This is a genomic window from Novipirellula methanifontis, assembly GCF_052161655.1.
In the GTDB taxonomy this organism is placed as follows: Bacteria; Planctomycetota; Planctomycetia; order Pirellulales; family Pirellulaceae; genus Novipirellula.
Genome location: NZ_CP197418.1, coordinates 7,774,556 through 7,797,375 on the forward strand (window position 1 = coordinate 7,774,556; position 22,820 = coordinate 7,797,375).

The window sequence follows — 22,820 nt, forward strand, 5'->3', positions numbered from 1 at the left end:
AGCCAGCGGCGGGATTTGAACCCGCAACCCTCGCATTACGAATGCGATGCTCTGCCAATTGAAGCTACGCTGGCGTTCACTCGTTCGGGGGTGATCGGAACGTGGCTTCAAACGCCTTGTTGAAAGCCTGTGCCAAAAGAACGACGTGCCCGAATAAAATAAGCGAAAACCCCAAAATTCGTCAATAGGCGACTCGTGGAACAACCCGCTCTCGGGGCACTAAATACTGGCATGGGGACCAATTAGGAGGGCAAAATCAGCAAACTGGCCTTTAAACCAGTTTTTTTTGCCACTGGTGACCTTTTTCCATATTCTCAAACTGAAGAGACTCCAGCTGGCGAATGAGTTCGGTGCGGTCGCTATTAATGGCCGTTTCGACAAAATAGATCCGCCGATCTGCCAGCGTTTGAATCAGGCTGCCAATTAAAAAACTTTCGGCCGCCTTCAGATGATTTTCCTCTTCCAGCAGCGAAAGATCCAGGATCGCGTTAGAGCAGTTCATCACTTGAGCCTCGACATCACTGCACCAAAGTTCCAGCTGGGCCAGCACTTCGGATGTGCGATGATCCACGATTTTATGTCGTTCGATATCAAAATGAGACAACGCGGACGCGAGTCTGGGCACAACCGGGATGCGGGGCTCGCGAACACCGCGAGTGGTCCGTCTTAGTTGCAAGGCTTCGCGGTTGACCGGGGGACGATAGGGGCTGGTCGAAACAACCATTCGCGAAATGGGCTCGCTCGGCGTGTACCCCATCTCAGATAACAGCGATGTGGTGCGGGTATCGGCTTCCGGAACGCCGATTCCATGCCCAATCGGAGGCAAGCCGACGTAACCGTCGTACCCGTCGCGAACCAGTCCCACACGCAGCGAATTGCAACCGAGTTCTTTCACCCTGTCCTCTGCAGCGGCCAACAAAGGGCCACAGACCTCTAGCCCGCCAGCGGGCGAGAAGCAAAACGCGAGCATGCGGGCCATGGGCTCGTCTTCGCCCACACTGTCTTGGCTGACGGCATCTTGGCCGACAAAGTCTTGGCCCAACGCTGCTTGACTAAGCTCATTGCCGTGTTCATCGGGATATCGATCCACGGCGACGTGGCACCAAGCACGAACCTGACCATCGGACAGCGCGACGAGTAAATTGGCAGGATCGAAAAAGGTGCGGGCAAGAATCGCTTGCTCAATCGTCGCCATCGCGACGGGAGGCGAAATGCCACAGCAGGACCAATGATCGATCCAAACATCGACTAATCGCGGGAGGTCGACATTGCTGAAAGTCCGAATATTTGACACGGATTATCGCCGCTTGCGTTCAGGTGGAGGGTTTTAATGACGGAAATGCAAGAATCGGACCGTTCCCGATTTTTTAGCGTCATAACGGCAATGACGAATCGATCAAACCGACAAGTTCCAATCGCAGACGGGTGTTGTCCCACGCTTGGTCGTCCTTTTATACACGAATCCTCGGTTTTTAGTTAACAAAACTGTAGCCGGAATCAAAATGTAAGTTAGCGATACACCCATGAGGATCGCTTGCGTGCATTAATTTCACCTAGCATCAAAATCAATCAAACTCGGGCCCCCCGGCCCCGTCCATCTTTGCCCCGATCAAAGCCGTCGTGTTGACAGCGAAAAACAAGTTAGCCGTTCAAGGGCTGCCCCTCCGCGATGCTCGACTGAGCACTTCGTTAATCGACGAAGTAGGATCCGCGATACGCGCGCATCTCGGGCTCGCGATACGCCCAACTCAAATCGATGCCGCTCGTTTTTTGTTGGGGCAATCGATTGTGGAGATGCAGACCGGCGAGGGCAAGACGCTCAGCATCGCGACGTCCGCCATTGTGATGGCCCGGTCGAAGCGGCGGGTTTTTGTCGCTACCGCAAATGACTACTTAGCCACCCGCGATGCCAGACTGTTACAGCCTGTTTTTCAATCGATGGGATTAACCGTTGCCTCGATCACCGCAGGCATGTCGGCGGCGGAGAAACACATCGCCTACGCTGCCGACGTGGTCTACAGCACGCTCAGGCAGTTTGGCTTCGATTACTTAGTCGAGCGAATTGAGCAGCGACAACGCGATTCGCAAAATCCGTCGGCGACGGATCACGACCGCATCATGACACTCGACGTGTTGTTGGTCGACGAAGCCGACAGTGTTCTGATCGACGAAGCGCGGACACCTTTGGTGATCTCGTCGTCTCCGCTGCCTGGTGTAACTGACTGCGAAGCTGCTTGCCGCTGGGCCGCCGACTTCGCAAAAACGCTAACACGAGATGTCGACTTTGTCGTCAGTAACGAATCCGATGCGATTGCGTTGACCGACACTGGCCACCGAACGGTACTTCGCTCAACGATACCCGCGGAAATGAATGCGATGACGACCACCGATATCGTGCATCGAGTGGAAACCGCCCTTTGTGTGTTTACCCGGTATCGCCGCGATCAACATTACATCGTGACGGAAAACCAAATTCAATTGATCGATGAATTCACCGGACGCGGTGAGCTCAACCGCACGTTTGCGGCGGGAATCCACCAAGCGATCCAGGCTCGCGAGGGGCTAACCGTGACGCCTCCGGCAATGCCGATCGCCCAAATGACGATCCAAGATTTCGTTGCCCGCTTTGCCCATCTCGCTGGCATGACCGCCACGGCGTGGGAGGACCGACGCGAGATTGCAGAGGTCTATGGATTGTCGGTTCGGCGAATTGCCCCTTGGAAACGCTCGCAACGAATCGAGTGTCAAACGATCACGCGTGAGAGTGAAACGACAAAGTTCGCTGCGATTGCCAACGAAATCCAAAGCGTCATCGCATCGGGGCGTGCCGTGTTAGTGGGAACGCGGACGATCGAAAAGTCCGAGCAATTGAGCGACGTCTTGCGATCTCGAGGATTACAGCATGTGGTGCTCAATGCACGTCACGTGGACCAGGAAGCCGATCTCGTGCAACAGGCGGGGACATCCGGGCGTATTACAGTGGCAACCAATATGGCAGGCCGCGGCACGGATATTCCGCTCGAAGCATCTGTTGCCGCAGCGGGCGGTTTGCATGTGATCGTCAGTGAGCCGCATTCCGCTTCACGCATCGACCGCCAATTAATTGGCCGGGCAGCACGCCAAGGCGACCCGGGATCGTATCGCTGCTATCTATCGATTGAGGATGAAATTCTTGACCAAGCGTACGGACGAACGGCGGCGGATGCACTTCGCCTAGCCATGCGAGGGTCTAACTCGGAAAAGCGAGTCCGCTGGCAACTTCGTCGTGCCCAATCCGCTGTCGCGCGGATGCATCGACGCAGCCGACACTTATTGGCGACGCAGGCTCGCAGTCTGGCTCAGCAAATGAGCTCACTCGGGCTCGATCCCCAGCTCGATCCTATTTCGGAATCACAGTGATCACACGGTTGATTGCGGAACGATCAACGGCGGTTGCTGGCACCTCTGCCGTGCTGGGCGAGGCTGATTGGGAAAAACGGGAGGTTTATGGCGGGCTGGGGACGTACGTTGCCAAATTGCAACGGTTGTAGCGTCAAATAAACAGGCCAGGGGAAATGGCGAATTTAGCCACGGGCAAGACGACTAAAAGTGTGGTTTTTTCGCTGTTTTGACTACTTTTTTCTCAAGTCTTGCCTACTCTTGAAGGTGGAACCTAAAGAACCGATTGTTTGCGGGGTTGGCTAGTATCACGCCTCGGTCGCAATTGGTACAAGAAATGTACCTGTGTGACACAGCAAATAATCAACTCAGTGACTTCGTCCTTCGAACGAAAATAATCATGAAACGACGACTCTTCTCAACGACTCTCCTATTCGCGGCAGCTTCGACGTTGCCAGGCGCGAACGTGGAAGCGCAGGATGCATGCTGCTTTGAACCCACTTACCGTTTGCAATGTGAAACGGTGATGCAACCGGAACGGGTCGAACGTTTGCGGCTGACCTATGAAACCAGCTACGTCGAAGAAGAAGTCACAAGTTATCGACCCGTCCTAAAGACACGGACCGAAGAACGTGAATACAAAGTCGCCAAACCGGTCGTCGAAACCAATTACCGCGAAGAGCGATACACGCTTTGGAAGCCGGTAGTCGAGACTTCGTATCGAGATGAAACGGTAACGCAAACTCGCTACGTCACCGAAACCTCCGAGCGAGAGGAGCAGTACACAACCTATAAGCCTGTGGTGGAAACGAGTTATCAACAACAACAGTACGCGGTGCAGCGGCCTGTTACGGAAACTCAGTTTTACGAGCAGAAGTACGCGGTTCAGCGACCGGTCACAGAAACTCAGTACCAGACCCAGCAGTACACAACCATGCGTCCCGTGACGACGATGCAAACTCAAACCGTGGATGCCGGCGGTTATGTTGCACAGCAAGTCGTTACGCCAGGCCAGTTGCAATACGGAACGCAGTACATTCCTAATGCATACGCGACCCCGGGGCCGTTTGGCCTCTTTGCTCGTGTTCGCGGCGCCTATGCAGTGACCCCGATGATGACGCCGCCCACCGTGCAAACGCAAATGTCTTATCGCCCGAACTACATCCAACAACAAGTTGCCCAAACAAGCTACATGCCTCAGGTGCAACAAGTTCAGGTGCCGGTTCAAGTGCAACGCATGCAGACCGAAGTGATGACACAGAAAGTGCCAGTGCAAACAACTCGCATGCAAACGGAAATGGTGACGCAAAACGTTCCCGTGCAAACCACGCGAATGGTCGCCACGACCGAAGTTCGCAAGATTCCTGTGGTGGTTCAGCGTCCAATCACTGAAACCACGACTCGCAAGGTGCCTGTCGAAAATCAACGTTGGGTCGCCGAAGAACAAGTGCGAAAGGTTCCTATCCAATCGACTCGCATGGTTTACGAAACACGACGTGAGCCTGTTGAGGTTCAGTACTACGAACAGGAAGCCTACACTCACAAAGTTCGTCGTCCGGTGACAGTGCAGAAGTATGTTCCTTACACGGAAACTCGCATGGTGCCGAGACAAGTAGTTCAGCGTGTTCCGCTTTCGTACTACGATCCGTTTAGTCCCGCAATCGTTAGCGGCTATTCGTCATTCTCAGTGCCAAGCACGATCAGCAGCTCGCCGATCATCAGCACTCCATCGGTGATTTCGCCTTCGGTTTCACAACCGACCGAAGCGCGTCGTCCGGCGGACGAGGATTCCAATGGTCACTCGGTGCTGTCGCCTCCGAAAGACGACGCAGAGATGGACGAACCCAAAACTCGATTGAAGAGTATGGAATTCGGACCGCCAACCAACTCGTCCAGCGACTCCGATTCGGGTGACAATGCCGATTCGAGTTCGGATTCGTCGGTTGATCCTGAAGACGAAGAACTTCTACCGCTTCCTTCGCTAAACGCGAGCGAAGCAGGATTTCGCATCAAGTGGAATCCCGTTTACGCTCGCGAAGCGTAGTCGGGCTTGTCGAATTAGTAGCTACGCTCGCCAGAGCGTGGACGAGTTTCTATCTGATTTCCCTGTCTTATCCACCGTCTGGCGACGGTAGCTACATTGGCAAACCTAAACGTTTGCTCTTCAGGCGGCTTGCAGCACGCCGTGATTGGTTTCTAACAGACCATCTTGCATGCGGTAGCACACATCCGCTTTCTCAGCAATCGCGTCATCATGGGTGATCATCACGATCGTCAGATTGTCTTGTTGGTTCAATTCCACCAGCAAGTTGAGGATCGATTCTCCGGTTTCCGTATCCAAATTCCCAGTCGGCTCATCGGCGAGTAACAGAGAGGGATCGGTCATCAACGCGCGGGCAATTGCCGCACGTTGCATCTCGCCGCCACTCATCTCGGCTGGGCGATGGGTAGCACGGTGTGTGAGTCCAACTCGATCGAGCATCTCTTCTGCACGCTTGCGGATTTCTTTCCGGTTACGGAAATAACCCCACAAACTCTCGCTGATCATCATCGGTGCCAGCACGTTTTCGAGCGCCGTCAGCTCAGGCAACAAATGATAGAACTGAAAGATGATTCCGATATCATGGTTGCGGAACGAATCACGCTCGGCCCGCGGAGCGTTGTCAATTCGCTTGCCATTGAAATAGATTTCTCCCGCATCAGGACGATCAAGGGTCGCCAGCAGATGCATCAGTGTGCTCTTGCCGCTTCCGGATCGTCCCACCAACGCATTGATCTTGCCCGCCGTGATGTCGACGTCGACGCCGCGAAGCACGGGGACTTCGATCTTGTTTTTGTGATAGCTCTTGTAGATGCCGCTTGCTTGAAGCACAAATTCAGCGTTCATGAGGGAGTCTTCTGAGGAGGGATTTTCAAAAAAGGTGTCGGACACCTTTTTTTCTTATTCGAATCGAAGTGCTTGAACGGGATGCATTCGCGCGGCTCGCAGTGCCGGCAACACGCTGGCCAAGGCTGCGATCGTGACGGCACCGGCCATCACCCAGCACAACGTAAACGGATGAATGATCGTGGGAATTTCGGTAAAGTAATAAACCGTCGGATCAAATACCTCTTGGCCGGTGATCTTTTCGATTACAGCGGCAACCTCGTTGATATTGCTGACAAAGATCAAACCGCCAATCAAACCCGCACCACTGCCAACAAATCCCAGTAGCAAACCGTAGCTCAGGAAGATACTCATCACTCCCTTGCCCGACGCACCGAGTGCTTTCAGTGTTCCGATGTCGCGAGTTTTCTCGACCACGATCATAAAGAAGGTGGCCAGGATGCCGAATCCAGCAACGGCGATGATCAGGAACAACAAGATGTTCAGGATCGTTGTTTCCAACCGCACTGCGGCCAGCAGCGGTCCCTGCATATCTTTCCACGTTTGGATGTTGTAAGCAAACATGTCGGCGGGGAAGCGGCGGCGAAGATCGTCACGCACTTCATTCAGACTCGCCCCTTCGACCAGCTTCAATTGAATGGTGGTGACGCTGCGGGTGCCCGATTGAGGATCGATCATGCCACGGAAATCTTGTAGTTGATCGAGCCGACAGAACGCAAACGTGCTGTCGTATTCGCTCATGCCCGATTCGTACAAATCGACGACCGTGAATTTTTGGTTGACGACCTTGGTGTTCTCCGAAGCGTTGGGGAACATCATGCGAACATCGTCGCCAGGACGACAGTAATAATGGTCGCGAACGACATCGTCGACGTCCCGCATTTTGCTGCTGCAGGTCGAGATCCCCAAGATGATACCGGGGTATTGATGTTGCCCGGGATCGAAAACTTTCGGCGCTTCGCCACCGCTATTTTCAAGCAACTCGGGCGAAAAGACGGCGGACATCGTCGGTCCCGCGTAACTTGGGCGAGCGGCGGCTGCATCGGTCGACGCGTTTGATTCGGGATTTGCCGGTGCATTGTTGCTGGCGATCTGTGGCGTGGCTGCTTGAGTTTGCTTTGCTTTCAAAGCATCAATACGGTCACGTTCAAACTGCAGCGCTGTCTCGTAGGCGGCACGGGCACGGCGATAACGCCACCCGGACGCTGGAAAACCTTCGCGATCCGGTGCGAAACCTTCTTCACGCAGATCGAAGCTGACACCGGTTTTGTTGTCCGGGTGCAACAGGAATTGCCCAAACTGGCTGACGGTGTTGTAGGTTTCCGGATCAAGTCCGACGAGATTGACGTGACGAGCAATTTGTTGCCCGTTGAAATCGATCCCCAGCATACTGGGCACATGCACGCTAACCGAGGCGCCAGCGATCTTGTCGCCACAGACCTTTTTGATCTCGCGCAAATGGCCGTCGGGATCGGGCATTCCGCCACTGGTGTGGCATTCGATCAGGATGTCGGACGCGAGTCCGTGCAGCCGATCATGCATTTCAGCTGAGAATCCCGCCATCACACTGTTCACAACGATCAGGGTGGCGACGCCAAGCGTGACACTGATGATCGAAGCCAACGCGATATAACGAGTCCGCAAGTAGCGAAAACAGAGCAACCAACGATACATAGCCGTTCCTTCGGCGGGGAATTTACAGGCATCCGTCCTGAATCTCCGGAGTCTAGAGCAACAGGGTGGTTAGCGTAAACGTCAATCGGAGGCTGTTTCACGCGACTTCCGTAATCAGGGGTGACATCGCTATACTTTTGCCATGAAACAACGCAATGAATCGAATCGCCGCAAGAAAAACGTCACCTCCAAACCATCACGCGGTGACTTTGGAAAATCACGCACGTCCGGAAAACCACGCTCCGAGCTGAAAAGCAACAAGGCTACCGCGATGAAATTGCGAGTCATCGGTGGCGATATGCGGGGCCGCCACATCTATTATCACGGCGAAGCCTTCACCCGCCCGATGAAGGACAGCGTTCGCGAAAATCTGTTCAATATCCTCGGACGAGCCGTTCGGGGGGCCATCGCTTTCGATTTGTTCGCAGGCACGGGTGCGCTGGCAATCGAATCGCTCAGCCGCGGGGCGGTCGAAGCCGTGGCGATCGAGCAGTCCAATCGCGCCGCCGGACATATTCGCGAAACCGCCAAGACGCTCGACATCGAATCCAAACTAAAAGTCTTGGTCGGCGATGCGTTCCGCTGGAGCGAAACCCTGCTGGTCGCCCCCGAGGATCCAGACGATCCCAAAATCGGCGTCCCCTGGATTGTCTTTCTGTCGCCCCCCTACGTGATGTGGGAAGAAGAACTCGAGAAACTCAATGCCGTAATCAGCCAAGTGCTGCGGCAAGCACCGCCCGGCAGTGTGTTAGTCGCCGAGACCGAAGACACCTTTGACGCGACACGGTTGCCACCGGGCGAATGGGACATTCGCGTCTACAGCAATGTTCAGTTGGCGTTTATCGAGCCGGCAACGCAATGCGGGCTAAAGTGCTAGGCGAAGCAGACATGGGCGCATAAAAAATGCTCGGCCTCCCCCCGAAGGCCGAGCATTCAACTTCTCAACGCTCTTATTCCGTTTGCGTCAGAGACCTGGGTTTTGCTGACGACTGCTTGAACCGAAAACACCGGCTCCCGTTGGTTCAAGCAAATCTGTCACTCCAGGTCTGGACGTTTACGATGTTAAGACGATGCCAAGAAGTCCCGCTTTGAGAGTGCGGCGGTCAATAAACCGAAGTTAAAGTCTTCGGCCGATGTCGCCTTGCTCAGTCCCAACGATGCAAACACGTTGTCGACATCGTCAATCGTCGAGGTCGCGTTGCTCCCCGCCTGTTCCCCGCCGTCTCGCAAGTTCGATGGACGATCGATTCGTTGCAATCGATAAGCCGATCCTGCCAACAGGTTTTCAAACGCGTACTGTCCCGTTGCATCCGTCGTGTCAGTCAAGTTGACGGCGTTGCCGAATGCGTCAGTCCCTGTCAATTGGATCTGAACCCCTGAGACAGGCGTTTCACCGGCATCAAAGATCTTGTTGTTGTTCGCGTCGATGAACACAAACCCATCGACTCGCGATGTCGCAGGGTCGACGCCCGTGGTAGCGGACGCGGAATTGTTCGCCGAATTGGAATCGCTAGTCGACGTGCTGACGCTGACGTTATTGACTTGATTCGCAGTGACGCCCGAATTTACCGTCGCATTGATGATGAAGCTGAAACTAGCACCCGATGCGAGTGTGCCACCGGGAACCGTGACCACGCCATTGCTGGCGGACAGCGTCGTATTGTTCGGGCCGGTTCCGCTAACGAATGTTACGCCCGCAGGCAGCGTGTCGACCGCTTGCACAGCGGCAGCGGACGAGGGACCGTTGTTCGTCACCGTGACGGTGTACTGAAGTGTATCTCCGATCCGTGCATTTGTCTTGTCGACTGTTTTGGACACTGCAATGTCCGCAACCGGAGTGACGGTGATCACCGCATCGTCGCTGTTATTGGTGATGTCATTCTCGCCATTGGCGGACAAGTCAGGGACTTGTGCGGTGTTCACGATCTGGCCGCTAGCGGTGCCACTGACCGTGAACGTCAAGGTCGCGGTCAAGGCATTGCCAGTGCCCGCAAGCACGTTGACGGCGGGGAACGTAACGTTGGATCCCGTGAGTGTCGCGGCTTGCCCGTTCAGCGTGCCGCTGACAAAGGTCAAACCCGTCGGAACAGCGTCACTAAGAACGACGCCGTTGGCGACACTTGGCCCTTCGTTGGTCAGCGTGACCGTGTAAGTCACATTGCTGCCCGGTGCCGGAGTGGCATTGTTGACAGTTTTGTCGACAATGATGTCAAAATCAGGTTGAATCGTGACTGCCGCGGTATCCGAGTTGTTCGTGATATCGTTTTCACCGGCGGCGGACATGTCCGGTACGCTTGCCGTATTGGTGATCTGACCCGTTGCACCGGCGTTCACGGTAAAGGTCAATGTGGCGGTGGCTGCATTGGCAGCCCCGCTGTCGATCGCGACGCCGGGGAATGTCACGATGCCGTTGGAAAGGGTGCCTGCGACGCCATCAAGCGTCGCACTGACGAACGTCAATCCCGTAGGAACGACGTCAGTTAAGACAACATTGGTCGCCGCACTCGGCCCTTCGTTGGTCAACGTCACGGTATAGACGACCGTGTCATTCGGCTTCGGCGTTGCGTTATCCACCGTTTTATCGACGACAATATCGAAGTCGGGATTAATCGTTAGCGTCACATCATCCGAGTTATTCGTGATGTCGGTTTCACCATCGGCGGACATGTCGGGAACCGTCGCAGTATTGACGATTTGACCCGTCGCGTCAGCGTTCACGGTAAAGGTCAACGTTGCCGTGGCAGCGTTTGCAGTGCCACTGTCGATCGAGATCGCTGGGAACGAGACGGTGCTTCCGTTAAGTGTTCCTGCTTGACCATTGAGCGATCCGCTGACGAAGGTCAATCCGGCGGGAACGGCATCGCTAAGCACAACGTTCGCCGCACTGCTTGGGCCATTGTTAGTCAACGTGACGGTGTAGATCACCGTATCATTGGGCTGGGCATTGGTAACGTTGACAGTCTTATCCACCACGACGTCAAACACGGGCAGGACGGTGATCGAAACATCGTCCGAGTTGTTGGTGATGTCGTTCTCACCATCAGCCGACATGTCCGGCACACTTGCCGTGTTTAGGATGTCGCCGCTGGCGTCGGAATTGACGGTGAAGGTCAACGTCGCAGTCACGGCATTAGCCGCTCCGCTGGCGATTGCAACGCCAGGGAATGTGATGTTGCTGCCGGAAACCGTTCCATCGGTCCCGTTCATCACCGCCGAGACGAGCGTCAATCCGGCGGGAATCACGTCGGTCAATACGACATTATCCGCTGTGCTTGGTCCGTCGTTGGTCAATGTGACGGTGTAGATAACCGTGTCATTAGGCTGCACCGTCGTGACGTCTGCGGTTTTGTCGACCACGATATCAAAGTCAGGCGTTACCGTGATCACAACATCGTCGGAGTTGTTGGTGATATCGTTTTCACCATCAGCCGACATGTCGGGCACGGTTGCGGTGTTCGTGATTTGGCCAGTCGCTAACGCATCCACGGTGAAGATCAAGGTTGCGGACACTGCATTTGCAACACCTGCACCCACGTCGATTGCGGGGAACGACACGGTTGAACCTGTCAGTGTTGCGTTGTTGCCGTTCATGGTACCGCTGACGAAGGTCAATCCGGTGGGCACGATGTCGCTGAGCACAACGCCATTAGCTGTGCTGGGACCATCGTTAGTCAAGGTCACAGTGTAGGTCACTGTGTCGGTGGGTTGGACGTCTGCGTCGTCAACCGTTTTAACGACGACGATATCAAAGTCGGGATCGACAATGACGTCGGCATCGCTGCTGTTATTGCTGGTATCGAAATCAAATTCGGCGCCGGTGACCGTCGCGGTGTTAGTGATGTTTGTCAAACCGTCGACGTCAACCGTGGTCACGATTTGGAATGTTTGTTGTCCACTCGCCGGGATCGCCCCCAAGATCACTTCCAAGTTCGTACCGTTGACGTTTTGTGTCATTCCGCTGGGACCGTTCTGAGTCCGCACAAAAGTCAGACCTGCGGGAATAACGTCCTGAACGCGAACATCCGTGGCGGGACTTGGCCCGCTATTGGTGACGACAATGTCAAAGATTGCCGTGCTACCGGCAGTGACATTCGACGGAGGAGCCCCTACGAGCGTCTTGGTGATCGCAAGGTCCGTTTGAGGAACAACACCAAAATCGAGCGTCGAGTTTTTGTTCGCGTCGTCACCATCATTGGTCGGTTCGGTTCCGCTGGCAAGCGTGATCACGCCGCTGACGATGCCAATGCCTGCTTGACTAGTGCCGTTGTCATCCAGATCGACGTCGTCATTGGGATCCGGTGCCGGATCATTCCCCGTGCTCGAAGCAAAACCTTGCAGCGGTCCTCCCGCATCGAACATTGCTTGAGGAATGACGACGAAATAGTTGCCAGGAACGATATTGTTAAACGTATACACGCCGCTTGACGTTGTCGTCGTATCGACCGGAGTGTCGGTCCCCGGAATATCGTTCTCGCGATACAACTGGACGGTAATCGGACTGGTCACCAATGGTTCGCCAGTATCACGCATTCCGTTGTTCTGGTCAGGGATCGGTCCGTTGTCAACAAAGATCTCACCGCCAAGTGACAGCGGTTGAATGTTGGCAAGGTTTCCCGTGACCACACCGGGGCGTCGGCCTTCGACAATGGCGACATCAACGTCATTGTTGTCTCCGGTAAATTGGACAGCGGCGACGATCGCCCCAATGTCTCGAAAGTCGGCACCATTGCCACCGGCAGTGACGAATCCATCGAATGTGACAAACTGCTCGGTGAATTCGGTTGTCACAGGCAACGTAATCGTTTTCGTCGAGAAGTTTGCTGCATCAGTATAAATCGTGATGAGCAGTTCGCCGTTGGCGTTCTCGCTATTGGTACGGACAATGACCCCAGCACCACGTGCTTCTCGATCAGCACCGCCTGGATCAAGCGGATCAACGGGAGAGGAGCCCGACAGCGAAACACTGCCAAGTCCCGTAGGCGTGATCTCAACGCCGGCAGTGTTAGTGTCATCAGGACCATCGTAGATGATCTCAGCCAACCCGGTTGCGCCACCGCTGGAACCAAATGTGATCGCACCATCGACTACAGGAGTGCCTCCGCTGACATTCGGGTCAACATTGATTTGCATCGAACCACCCGCGCTGGTTCGATTGATTCGCAAATCGCGATTTCCGCCAACCGCTTCAGTGGCTGCCGCGTTACCTTCCACCTGCAGGGTCGCGCCTGCACTGGAAATATCAAACTGCGTGGTTGAGAAATCATCCACTAACTGCGTTTGTGTGCCAGCTGCCTGAGCAGCGCTTATACTAAACGGGATCGGAGCTGGCGGTGTTTGCCCCGTAACGGTCGACTGTTGAACCAGGAAGTAGTCGCCTTCGACCAGTCCTCCGACGAAGTATTCGCCAAGCACAGTCGCTTCGCTCGACCCAGTGGCCGCAGCCGTCGCAGAATCGGTGATATCCGTTCCCGCAAGTTGGTCAGCATTCGCCCCCGTTGTCACCAGGGTTCCAGCATTGCCAGCACCATTGTCGCGGTAAACCTGCACGGTCAAGTTGCCAAGTCGCACTTCGCCGGCATCCAATTGGCCATTGCCGTCCGCGTCCGTATACGCAAGCCCAGAGATCGCACCCAAGTCCGACGCCATCAATTCACGACGGGTCAAATGCTCCATCAACAGACGGCGGTTCGATTTTTTGCGAGTGACGGTTTGCGATTTGCGACCGAGACGGTTGATTAGTCGTTTGAAGACCATCATCGTTGTCCTGTTGGGTGCGAAGCGCCTTGGACATCTTCCCGACTGAATACGTTGGGAGAAATATGCCTAGGCATCGAACGGTTGGTTTTGCTGGCGCGCATTTTTTGAGTCGTTGTAGCGCTGTTTTGGTTAGTATCGGAGTTCCGGTGCGGTCTGCTTGAAGGTTACCGCCAAAATCGAATCTCGCTATCGCGTTCTCAACCGGCAGACCCCCTACCAAAACACTACCAGCGATACTCGAGTCCCGCGTTGATGCCCTGAGCCCAGTAATCAACCGAGTCGAATGCAAAGCCGGGACGCGAGGCACCCGTTAGAGGGTTCTCGGCTGGTGGAAGCTGGTTTGGGTTCAGGTCACGCGAAATGTGCTCGCCGGGACGAACCACGTTGGACCAGTACAGGAAGGTGTAGCCCACCATCACCCGCCAGTTTTTATTCAGACGGTAGCCTAGGTTGACATCCAATTCAGGAACCACCGAGAACTCATCGCGTTGGTAAGTGCCGATGTTCGAGCCCTGTGCTAGCAAGCCGCCTTGCAATGTTTGGCTGCCAGGCGAATTGGGGTCACCCGAAATTGTGGTTTGACCATTGATCGAAACGGTTTGGTGAGTCGATCCGACAGCGAGTCGCAACATGCCGTCCAATGTCCAGTTGCCTCGGTTCTGGCTGTAGAACCAGCCCAAATCGATGCCGTTGAATTGGTTGCGTGTGCGGAATCGGTCATTGATGTCAAAGTTGCCGACCGGATTGATTCCCGTCAAACGCTCTTGAATCGTAACGCCTTCGGTCAGTTGCAAGTGGCGATATCCGATCAGGGCTTCGGTGCGTGAACAGAATTGTTGTGGACAGCCAAACAATCCCCATGTGTTGCATCCTTGGTTGCAAGCTCGCAGATTGCGAAGGTGAATGCCAGCTCCTAGCAATTCGCTCTCAGCACTCGCTGCGACCGAACCTGAAACGCGAACGTTTCCGGTGCCGCCAAAGGCCACCAATTCCGAGTCTTCACGTGCGCTGCCGCTGGAAGGGTTCACATTGAAAAACGGGCGAGCCAAGACAGGGTTGCCATTGCTATTTGCGAAGAACGATTCGCTTTCGCTACCAATTTTGAAGTATTCACCAGCGATCGCCCAAGTGTGTCCTCGGTCCAACCACAATCCCATTCGCAATCGGCCGCCATCGAATTGGTCAGTCAGCACATCATTGCCGCCAAACAGCGTGCGAGTGGTGCCTTGGCCGAGTACGCCAGCGTTTGCTTGAGCGACGTTGGGGTCGGTGCTTGTAGTCACCAACGGCGGCAGGCTCATACCATCTTGCCACCATGACAGATATTCGAACGATACCCAGCCATCTTGCGGCAGACAAAGTGTGACGCAGGGACGCCATCCATTGGCACCGCATGCTTCGTCGCAGGCACCGTAACCACAGCTGCCCATCGAATCACAACCGCCGTCGCAGCTCATGGAACCGCAACCACATCCGACGCCGCCCGGCATTGCATCGCAAGCCAGCGATCCGCCGTGGATGGGTTCCAAATCAACGTAGCCCTCACTGGGACCGTAAATGATCGGTTCTTCGATGATCGAATGAGGCGGGTAAGACGGTTCTGGGATGCCGTGACCGGTTTGCTGAACATGACTCGCCTGGCGAACAGGTGAGTTGCTAGCAGAATTCGAGTTGGTTCTAGCCGCAGGCTTGGGAGCGGCTTTGCCGGCAGTGACGAAGCTAGCATCCGCATCCGTTAAATCGGATGCGCGAACGGGTTGCCAATTGGCACGTGCAGTCCGTTCGTTTTTGCGAAGGACGCGTTGGCCAGAGGTCGACGTCTGAGCACCTGCGTGAGTCGCAAGGATTGCCCCTAACGCAAGCGTAAAGAACAGTCGGGAGAGTTGTCTAACGGAAGGCATTGGCTTCACCAATTAGGATCCTGGAAAGCGAAACGCGAGTAACCTGACTACAAGCTATACAGGCCACCGACGAATCATCGCTGAAGTGGTATCACCCCCCCGGGCGAACCATTGTTCCCGCTAACGCCGAGCACGCTCGGCATGGGGACAGGTCGTTCCCTAGCGATATCGACCCAAAAGAGAAAGAGACTGAATCGAAAACCGGAAAAATCGGAAAAATCGTCAGACTCTACCTAGCCGTTAAAGTTTGACAGTGCAGGTAGGCGTGCTCGAAAGCCACCCGATTTTGCATCCAGTTTCGTTAAAGAGCGTCCGACTTGAAAAATTCACAACCCAACGCGTAAGCGAGGGAAAATTGATTTTGACGCAGTCCCTCGCTTACGCTTCGGGTTGTAAATTTCAATCAAGCAAACGGCGTAAATGCCGGATCGGCGGACGCAATTGAGAATTTCAAATCGGTCCGAGGCTGATTCGAGAAGGCTACCGTTTGCGCCGATCCGGCATGATCCTGCGTCCTTGATCCGGCCCACAACTCGCCCCAGACGCAATGAGCCTGCTGAAGTAATGGCGCGCGACACCGATGCGGTTACGCCGTTGATTGATTCGAGTTTCTCGTGCGGCTTTTGACAAATTTCAACAATGCTTTGGCCAATTCCCCCGCAGTTTGGTATCGATACTCGACCGACGGATGAAGCGCTTTGAGAATGATTTTTTCGAGCGTTTTGCTGAATGTCGATTTTACTTTGGTGGGTCTTCGAACGGGACCATTCGCGATTTCCGCAATCGTATGTTCGCGATCTTGAGCCGCAATGTTGTGAGGATGGCTCTTCAGCAGCAGCATGTACAAGACGATCCCTACCGAATAAATGTCGCTTCGTTGATCAAGCGTCGTGATTTCGCCTCTGGCCTGCTCGGGCGACATAAACAACGGCGTTCCCACAACGCTACCGTCAACGGTATGCATGTTGTTATCACTAGGGGCTACAAACATCGATTTGCCAAGCCCGAAATCCACGAGTTTCGGTTGCCCCGATTCGGTCACCATGATGTTCGACAATTTCACATCACGGTGGATGATGCCATGGTCATGGGCGTGTTGCAGTCCAATGCATACGTGAGCAACCAACCGAATGACCGCAAGCGGCGAGAGTTGGTGTTGTCGAATGTATTGGTAGAGCGTTCCTCCGCAAACCAAATCCATCGCATAGTAGCCCAGCGTCGAATCGATATGACTGTCAAAGATCTTAGCGATGTAGGGGTGGTCAAATTCTTTCATCACCTCGATTTCGTTGGCAAACCGGTTGAAGACCTTTTCGGTTGCCAAATCGACTCGCAAAACCTTCAACGCCACCGGACGTTGGGTGGCTACATGAACCGCTTCCCAAACCGTCGCAAACGCACCCTGGCCAATTACCCGTTTCACTTCGTAGCCTTCGACCCGTGGTCGAGACCAACCCTCTGGTGGAATCGCTTCGATGATACGTCGAGCTGCGGTCAATCGACGCTTCAAGAGATCCAAGTCCGCCGGCTTGGTCATGTATTCGTCGGCACCCGCATCAAGCCCCGTGACGACATCTTCTTTGCTGTCGCGACCAGATAACACCATCACGTAGGTGTAAGGCCGCGTCGTGTCCTCCTTGATGCGGCGACAGACTTCGATGCCATCGATTTTTGGCATTTGCCAATCGAGCACCGCGATCCGAGGCGCGTCTCTGCCTGCCAATTGTTCCAGTGCGTCTTCACCGTTCTCGGTAATCACAGGGATAAACCCCCATGACCTTGCATTTGCCTGGATCACTTCTGACCACAACGGATTGTCTTCTGCAATCAATAGCTTCATGGGGGTCATTGTATCGCATCGCATCCAATGCAAGCAGTCGTATTTTCACAGAATTTGACGAAGTCCTTTTCCTGGGGACGTGCGGCTTATGATTGTCGTAGCGACGCTTGCCAGCGAGTGGGTTTCCGCCGCGAACGCGTCGGCAGCGACGCCATAACTCGAGAATTATTTTTCGCACGTTTCTTGGAAAACACTTCTGCTTCGATCAACCGAAGGCTTTGACCAGACATGGTATTACTTCGTGTACCGAAGTGCCAACCTGACTGACTGGCCTTACTGTTTGGCAAAGTTTTCCAGTTCCTTGCACAAGGCTTCGGTTAGCTCAGTGACGTATTGAAACTGTTTCTCAACGTCACTCAAATCGTCTTTTTCGCCCATCTCCTCAAGTTTGAGGGCTTCTGCAACGCAGGCGTGAGCTCCAAACAAGGAAACGGACCCCTTCAAAACATGTGCGGCGGCTTTAATCGTGTCGCCATCGCGAGTGCCAATCGCGTCGCGAAGTGTCGCGAGTTGGCGGCGCGACTCAAATTGAAACATTTCAATCAATTTGTTGACAAACGCCAAATCGCCACCCGTATTTTGGAGCAAGGCATCGCGATCGAAAAACATTGTATCGGGAGACATTTTGTCCGGTTTCACCTCACCCTCCATTTCTTGCTGGCTCCCAACATCTCGTTTGACTGCCCCATCCTCGTTTTGCATGTCGTCACGTTGACGAAACGTCGGATCCACAGATAGGGGTTGCAAACCGGGCGTCGCGGCAGCGTTTTGGGGCGAGTCGTGGTCAGCGGCGGATTCAGCGAAAACGGATTCGATCGCGACTCGCAACTCCGTCAGCGATACCGGTGTTTCAATACAATGACGTATGAATCGGGATGCTGTGGCCGGTAAATCGGGATCGTGATCGGGGGCGGAAAGTAGAATGACGGGCACCGCTGTGATGGCCGGATCTTGCTCGATTTGTTGGACGAGACCGACTCCGTCCTGCTCCGCAACGCTCGCATCCATCAAGATCACGTCGTAAGTCGACTGCGTTTGATTGATGCGCCGCAGTTCGCGTAAACACGTGATCGCATTTTCGCATCGCGTAAACGACAGCAACCACTGTGACAACTGATCGCACAACGATTGCGCCCCCACAAAGTTGTCGCCAACTACAAGCACGTTTCGTCCACGAAAATTCGAAATGGATTCAGCCTCTTTACGGATCTCGCTGTCGAGCTTGTTCTGCGTAGACCCGAAGTTGATCGATGAGCGTTGCGAGTTCGCGTGCCGCCTGCGGCAAAATCGTTTCGCAGTGTTCATTCACATCGGCAAGCGGGCCTCGCAAATCATCACAAACCTTCGAAACTTCGATCGCCCATGAACGAAGTTGGCGACGTTTGTCTTCGCAAAAACGAAGTCGACGCTCGGCTTTTTGTACTCTTGCCACCGCCTCGCTGGCCGCCGGACGATCCTCGGGGCGAAGCGAAGCACGCTTCCTCGCCAAATCATCTTTGGCCTCGTTAATTTCACGCTCGGCTAGTTGCAGTTGATGACGCCAGTAACGCGGCTGAGTTTGCGAAAAGTACTCTTCGGCGTGCTGAACCATCGCCCGCATCTCTTGGATCGTTTTGTTCCAATCATCCGATAGTCGCAGGATGCCCGCATGCATCGTAGCAAGCGAGTCGATATTGCGAACATTACTGGTGGACATGGTCGTCAGCGGTGATCCGAAGGTGGCGGAGCGGGATTCGAGTTGTGTTAGCGTCCAAGATACGCGTCAATCTGTTCAGCTTTTCGCATCAGGTAAGGGACATGTTCTTCGGTGGATTGGATCAACCGCGAAATTTGCCGCATCTGAGTCGTGAACTCTTCCGCAAACTTGCGTTGTTGCTCGTCACGCCAAGTTTGTTCAAGCTGGTTCATCTGAGACGCAAGCGACGCCGAACGTTGTTTCATCTCTTCGGAAAACCGGTGCAGATGGGCCGCAAATTGACGTAGTTGTTCGGGGTCGACGACAGCTTGATTCATGACGATGAGCCTTCAGTGCGGCGAGAAAGAGTGGAAGGTGACGGCAGTTTGAAACTGACTTTGGGCGGTACTAAGCATGTTTCATTTTTGCCGCGGCGGAAATTTTGGCGATGTCTTGCTCGACAATTGCTAAATGTCGTCTGTAATTCTCGAGCGTTAATTCAATACCGAGTCGTTCCGCTGTTTCGCACAGCAGTCGCAATGCAGCGAGACGGATGGGCAGCGGGCCAACCACCGTTCGACGCAGCCCGGCGGCACGCAGCGCCGTCATCGCTTCGGTGTCGCGACCAAGACTCAACAAACATTTGCCCTTCAGCAAATAAGCCTGCGGAGAATACTCGTCGGTTTCGACCAGTTCATTGATCACCTCAATCGCTTTGTCATTTTGTTCGGAATCAACATACGCTTCGGCCAAAACTAACCGCAGATGACGAAGCGACGGATCACGCTGCAAACGTGCACTACAAACTTCGATCCGGCGATAAGCCCAATCCTCGCGACTCCGCTTCAACTCGCGTTCCATTTCGGAGGTCTTCAGCCGGCCCGCCAAATCGCTCACTTCGCGATATTGTTGCAGTGACCTCGCCAACTTTGCCTCTTCGAGCTCCCACAACAGCGAAGGATCATCGGGGAAAATCCGTACCGCTTCGCTCAGCACGCGTTTGGCCTCGTGCGGCCGATCCTCTTTTCGATAGATCGTCGCCAATTCTCGAAACGCATTCTGATCCGTTGGACACGATCGGAGATGAACTTCGAGTTCCTGACGCCGTTGGCGAATCAGCTTGGGATTATCCTCAGGCTCCGTCGGCGTCTGCTCCGCCGGAGCACCCTTGCGAAGCAGTTCCTCGGGACGCACCGGCCGCCATTGTCCTCCCTCCATCGGGTTTTGAGCTTTCGATTCGGTCCCGTTGGAAGATTCGGCGCCACTGGAATTGGCGGCCGGGCCCGTGCCTGGCTCGCTCTTGGCGGGATTCTCTGCCGATGGGCTCGCTGAGCTATCGTGATCGGATGGCTCGGTGGGTTGTGACATGCCGATCCGCACCTGCAGAGAAGTTTATGAAGCGAGATTAGATTTGTTCATTGTGATCGATTGGCCGCCCAAGAGCAACTTAGCTTTCCAATGTCGTTGATCGCTCCCGCGACCATAACGTGCCAATATTGCCAATCACTGCCGAACAACGATCTCCAAACCCGCAGTGCCCTCACGCGAGAAACGCCCGCTACGCTTGCGCAGCGACCATATTTTGCATGCTTTCGTTCACTAACCGCTCGGCTCCCGGCGAATAGTCAAACACCTCGACGCTAACCCAACCGTCGTAGTCCACCTTGTCCAACGCCGCAAAAATGGGGCGAAAATCGACGTCGCCCATTCCCGGCCCCAGCAAATTGGGGTCGTTGGCATGGAAATGGATCATCCAGTCGGCGTTGTCCTCGATCACCTTGGCAATGGGGTCGGGTTCGGTGCTCATCGCCTTGACGTCCAAGTGCAACCCTACCTGCGGGCTGCCGATCATCGCTTGCAATGTTCTCGCCTCGGCGGCTGTGTTCAAAAAGTTGCCTTCTTGTGGCCCCAGCGGTTCCAAGGCGATTTTGATGTCCAGGTTTTTCAGCGAGTCAGCGCATCCGGAAATGACCTCGGCCGCATTTTCCATCGCTTGCTGCATCGTTTGCCCTTCGGTCAAGTTCCGCTGCTGCGGTGACCCCAGCACCATCAGAGAACCGCCTAAGTCGCTGCACAATTGAATCAGTTCAATCATGTAGTCGGACGTTCGTTTGCGGGTGTCCGCATCCATCGTCGTAAGGTGATAGCCTTCGGTTTTCGCCAACAACCAATGCAATCCAACGATCTCCAGGCCTGCCGATGTGACGGTGTCGCGGTAATCGTCGCGTTGACCTTTGCCAAACGAGCGAATGTCATCGGAAAGCATAAAGGGAGCGACTTCCCAGCCCGTGTAGCCTGCGTCTTTCGCGAATTTCACGGCACGCTCGAGCGGCCAATCTTGAAAAGTCTCGTTGCAAATTGCGTAGCGTCGTGTCATTTGAGTCATTCCTAACCAACCAAGTTGTTGAATTGTGTGCAGTATCTTGTGCCATTTGATGCGATTGGAATACCCCCGGCGATCCCCACACGACCTGACACACGATCCCCAAATTCTAACGCGTTACAATATTGGCATCCCTAAGAGGTAGGTGAGGCGCCAGTCATCCAGTGAGTCGTGGAGCGAACGCACAGGAGCCTGCGTGGGACGCAACGAGACCGGCGTGGGACGTGCGGTTTATTATTGTCGTAGCTACGCTCGCCAGAGCGTGGGTTTACGCCGCGATCGCGACGGCAGCTACGCCGGAACCCGAGAATTACTTTCCGCACTCGGACTTTCCGCACTCGGAGAGGAAATCCATGCATGGTCCTGACAATGAAGCGAATCCCTACGCCCCGCCGACTGGGCCCAGGTCGGGACTCGACGAATTAGCACCGAGCACGCCAGGCTGGGTCACATGTCCCTGGTGTGCTGAACCAATTCGTTTCCGTCGCGTTTATCTGCCACTGACGTCGTGGATTCGCTGTCCACATTGCCAGCAAAAGTCAAAGCGACGTAAACGAGGCGTTCCGACCGGAGTGACCGAGTTGGTGTTGCTGGTAATTCAATTCGGATTGCCGATACTCTTGCTCGCCGTCACGGGAAGTCAGGAGATTGGCATCGGGGTATTTGTGCTGCTGTATCCAATCACCGTCGTCGCCGACTACTGGATCGATCGCCGCATCAGCTACCTGTCGCAGTATTAGCGATCCGACTTATTGGCGATCCGACGCTGAGCAACCACTTACTCCGGCATGCTCCAGCAACTTGCGCTCATCAACCGGAATCACTACCTCATAGGCCCCCACCCCCATTGCGTGCCTTTGCGAATCACCCGCATAGCGCCCAGCTTGCCATAGTGTCCCTGCATACCGCATCTTTTTCCAAATTCCGTCCGGATTTCTAAATCAATTTATTTAATGCTATCAAACTTCACTAAACCTTAAACAGCAAACCACTTAGGGATTTTCGGCCACTAAAATGGCGTATCGACGGCTGTCGAAGGGATGTTTGTAAACCATTGTCCAGTCATGACTTAACGCCTTGTCAAAATTCGATTTGACACACATCACGCAATCCCTAAGATTCGCGAGTCGCCCACATGTAGTGTGGTTTCGCCGCGATAGGCACTACGGGTAGTGATGGCATTAGCGTTTAGTCAAACGCTGCGTTATGGGTTGGGATCTTGGGTTGAACCGGATGATCCCCCATTGGACGTGAACAAAACACCACACTCCTGCAGGCGACAAAAGTACATTTCTCATACCAATTTGGTGAGTATCCGACGTTTC

General features: G+C 54.5%; 17 protein-coding genes and 1 tRNA gene. 5 read left to right on the forward strand and 13 right to left on the reverse strand.

Features of this window, described 5'->3' with window-relative positions; all coding sequences use genetic code 11:
• Positions 1-74 (reverse strand) — tRNA-Thr (locus tag SH528x_RS27605).
• A gap of 197 nt (positions 75-271) precedes the next feature.
• Positions 272-1,294 (reverse strand): hypothetical protein, encoded by a 1,023-nt coding sequence (locus SH528x_RS27610; protein ID WP_442506665.1) that lies wholly within the window; start codon positions 1,292-1,294, stop codon positions 272-274.
• 326 nt (positions 1,295-1,620) lie between these two features.
• Between SH528x_RS27610 and SH528x_RS27615 the strand changes: the two genes are divergently transcribed.
• Both SH528x_RS27615 and SH528x_RS27620 read left to right on the forward strand, forming a co-directional pair.
• Positions 1,621-3,399, forward strand: coding sequence for a preprotein translocase subunit SecA (locus SH528x_RS27615; RefSeq protein WP_442506666.1), 1,779 nt, complete (start codon positions 1,621-1,623; stop codon positions 3,397-3,399).
• Between the two features lie 379 nt (positions 3,400-3,778).
• A complete protein-coding gene (locus SH528x_RS27620) occupies positions 3,779-5,422 on the forward strand; it encodes a hypothetical protein (protein WP_442506667.1) in 1,644 nt (547 codons plus the stop codon).
• 120 nt (positions 5,423-5,542) lie between these two features.
• Here the strand turns inward: SH528x_RS27620 and SH528x_RS27625 are convergent, their stop codons facing one another.
• Positions 5,543-6,265: an ABC transporter ATP-binding protein gene (locus SH528x_RS27625; RefSeq protein WP_442506668.1), complete on the reverse strand. Its 723-nt coding sequence runs from the start codon at positions 6,263-6,265 to the stop codon at positions 5,543-5,545.
• A gap of 54 nt (positions 6,266-6,319) precedes the next feature.
• Positions 6,320-7,939, reverse strand: coding sequence for an ABC transporter permease (locus SH528x_RS27630; protein WP_442506669.1), 1,620 nt, complete (start codon positions 7,937-7,939; stop codon positions 6,320-6,322).
• 142 nt (positions 7,940-8,081) lie between these two features.
• Here SH528x_RS27630 and SH528x_RS27635 point away from each other — a divergent pair, with 142 nt between their 5' ends.
• On the forward strand, positions 8,082-8,816 hold the full coding sequence (locus tag SH528x_RS27635) for an RsmD family RNA methyltransferase (RefSeq protein ID WP_442506670.1): 735 nt from the start codon (positions 8,082-8,084) through the stop codon (positions 8,814-8,816).
• A 185-nt stretch (positions 8,817-9,001) separates the two neighbouring features.
• Here SH528x_RS27635 and SH528x_RS27640 read toward each other — a convergent pair whose 3' ends face one another.
• From SH528x_RS27640 to SH528x_RS27680, 9 genes are all read right to left on the reverse strand, one after another.
• Positions 9,002-13,696, reverse strand: a complete 4,695-nt coding sequence (locus tag SH528x_RS27640) for a beta strand repeat-containing protein (RefSeq protein ID WP_442506671.1) — start codon at positions 13,694-13,696, stop codon at positions 9,002-9,004.
• A 224-nt stretch (positions 13,697-13,920) separates the two neighbouring features.
• Entirely contained in the window at positions 13,921-15,597 is a 1,677-nt protein-coding gene (locus SH528x_RS27645; protein WP_442506672.1) for a BBP7 family outer membrane beta-barrel protein, read from the reverse strand.
• A 586-nt stretch (positions 15,598-16,183) separates the two neighbouring features.
• Positions 16,184-17,437, reverse strand: a complete 1,254-nt coding sequence (locus SH528x_RS27650) for a protein kinase domain-containing protein (protein WP_442506673.1) — start codon at positions 17,435-17,437, stop codon at positions 16,184-16,186.
• An 86-nt stretch (positions 17,438-17,523) separates the two neighbouring features.
• Positions 17,524-17,667 (reverse strand): hypothetical protein, encoded by a 144-nt coding sequence (locus SH528x_RS27655; RefSeq protein ID WP_442506674.1) that lies wholly within the window; start codon positions 17,665-17,667, stop codon positions 17,524-17,526.
• 43 nt (positions 17,668-17,710) lie between these two features.
• Positions 17,711-18,601 carry an Hpt domain-containing protein gene (locus SH528x_RS27660; protein ID WP_442506675.1) on the reverse strand — a complete coding sequence of 297 codons (891 nt, stop codon included), beginning with the start codon at positions 18,599-18,601 and terminating at the stop codon, positions 17,711-17,713.
• A 37-nt stretch (positions 18,602-18,638) separates the two neighbouring features.
• Complete coding sequence (locus SH528x_RS27665) at positions 18,639-19,133, reverse strand: hypothetical protein (protein WP_442506676.1); 495 nt, start codon at positions 19,131-19,133, stop codon at positions 18,639-18,641.
• Between the two features lie 47 nt (positions 19,134-19,180).
• Positions 19,181-19,450, reverse strand: coding sequence for a WXG100 family type VII secretion target (locus SH528x_RS27670; protein WP_442506677.1), 270 nt, complete (start codon positions 19,448-19,450; stop codon positions 19,181-19,183).
• Positions 19,451-19,520: 70 nt separating this feature from the next.
• Entirely contained in the window at positions 19,521-20,480 is a 960-nt protein-coding gene (locus tag SH528x_RS27675) for a tetratricopeptide repeat protein (RefSeq protein WP_442506678.1), read from the reverse strand.
• Between the two features lie 190 nt (positions 20,481-20,670).
• On the reverse strand, positions 20,671-21,489 hold the full coding sequence (locus SH528x_RS27680; protein ID WP_442506679.1) for a sugar phosphate isomerase/epimerase family protein: 819 nt from the start codon (positions 21,487-21,489) through the stop codon (positions 20,671-20,673).
• A 202-nt stretch (positions 21,490-21,691) separates the two neighbouring features.
• On the opposite strand from SH528x_RS27680, the gene SH528x_RS27685 reads away from it, so the two are divergent.
• On the forward strand, positions 21,692-21,862 hold the full coding sequence (locus SH528x_RS27685; RefSeq protein ID WP_442506680.1) for a hypothetical protein: 171 nt from the start codon (positions 21,692-21,694) through the stop codon (positions 21,860-21,862).
• Complete coding sequence (locus SH528x_RS27690) at positions 21,849-22,235, forward strand: hypothetical protein (RefSeq protein ID WP_442506681.1); 387 nt, start codon at positions 21,849-21,851, stop codon at positions 22,233-22,235. The genes SH528x_RS27685 and SH528x_RS27690 overlap by 14 nt, the downstream gene beginning before the upstream one ends.
• The last annotated feature ends 585 nt before the right edge of the window (positions 22,236-22,820 follow it).

Bases quoted from the DNA above. Each gene is read 5' to 3' on its own strand.
- SH528x_RS27620 (WP_442506667.1), top strand. From the start codon at position 3,779: ATGAAACGACGACTCTTCTCAACGACTCTCCTATTCGCGGCAGCTTCG.
- SH528x_RS27625 (WP_442506668.1), bottom strand. From the start codon at position 6,265: ATGAACGCTGAATTTGTGCTTCAAGCAAGCGGCATCTACAAGAGCTAT.
- SH528x_RS27630 (WP_442506669.1), bottom strand. From the start codon at position 7,939: ATGTATCGTTGGTTGCTCTGTTTTCGCTACTTGCGGACTCGTTATATC.
- SH528x_RS27635 (WP_442506670.1), top strand. From the start codon at position 8,082: ATGAAACAACGCAATGAATCGAATCGCCGCAAGAAAAACGTCACCTCC.
- SH528x_RS27640 (WP_442506671.1), bottom strand. From the start codon at position 13,696: ATGATGGTCTTCAAACGACTAATCAACCGTCTCGGTCGCAAATCGCAA.
- SH528x_RS27645 (WP_442506672.1), bottom strand. From the start codon at position 15,597: ATGCCTTCCGTTAGACAACTCTCCCGACTGTTCTTTACGCTTGCGTTA.
- SH528x_RS27650 (WP_442506673.1), bottom strand. From the start codon at position 17,437: ATGAAGCTATTGATTGCAGAAGACAATCCGTTGTGGTCAGAAGTGATC.
- SH528x_RS27655 (WP_442506674.1), bottom strand. From the start codon at position 17,667: ATGTCTGGTCAAAGCCTTCGGTTGATCGAAGCAGAAGTGTTTTCCAAG.
- SH528x_RS27665 (WP_442506676.1), bottom strand. From the start codon at position 19,133: ATGTCCACCAGTAATGTTCGCAATATCGACTCGCTTGCTACGATGCAT.
- SH528x_RS27670 (WP_442506677.1), bottom strand. From the start codon at position 19,450: ATGAATCAAGCTGTCGTCGACCCCGAACAACTACGTCAATTTGCGGCC.
- SH528x_RS27675 (WP_442506678.1), bottom strand. From the start codon at position 20,480: ATGTCACAACCCACCGAGCCATCCGATCACGATAGCTCAGCGAGCCCA.
- SH528x_RS27680 (WP_442506679.1), bottom strand. From the start codon at position 21,489: ATGACACGACGCTACGCAATTTGCAACGAGACTTTTCAAGATTGGCCG.
- SH528x_RS27690 (WP_442506681.1), top strand. From the start codon at position 21,849: ATGCATGGTCCTGACAATGAAGCGAATCCCTACGCCCCGCCGACTGGG.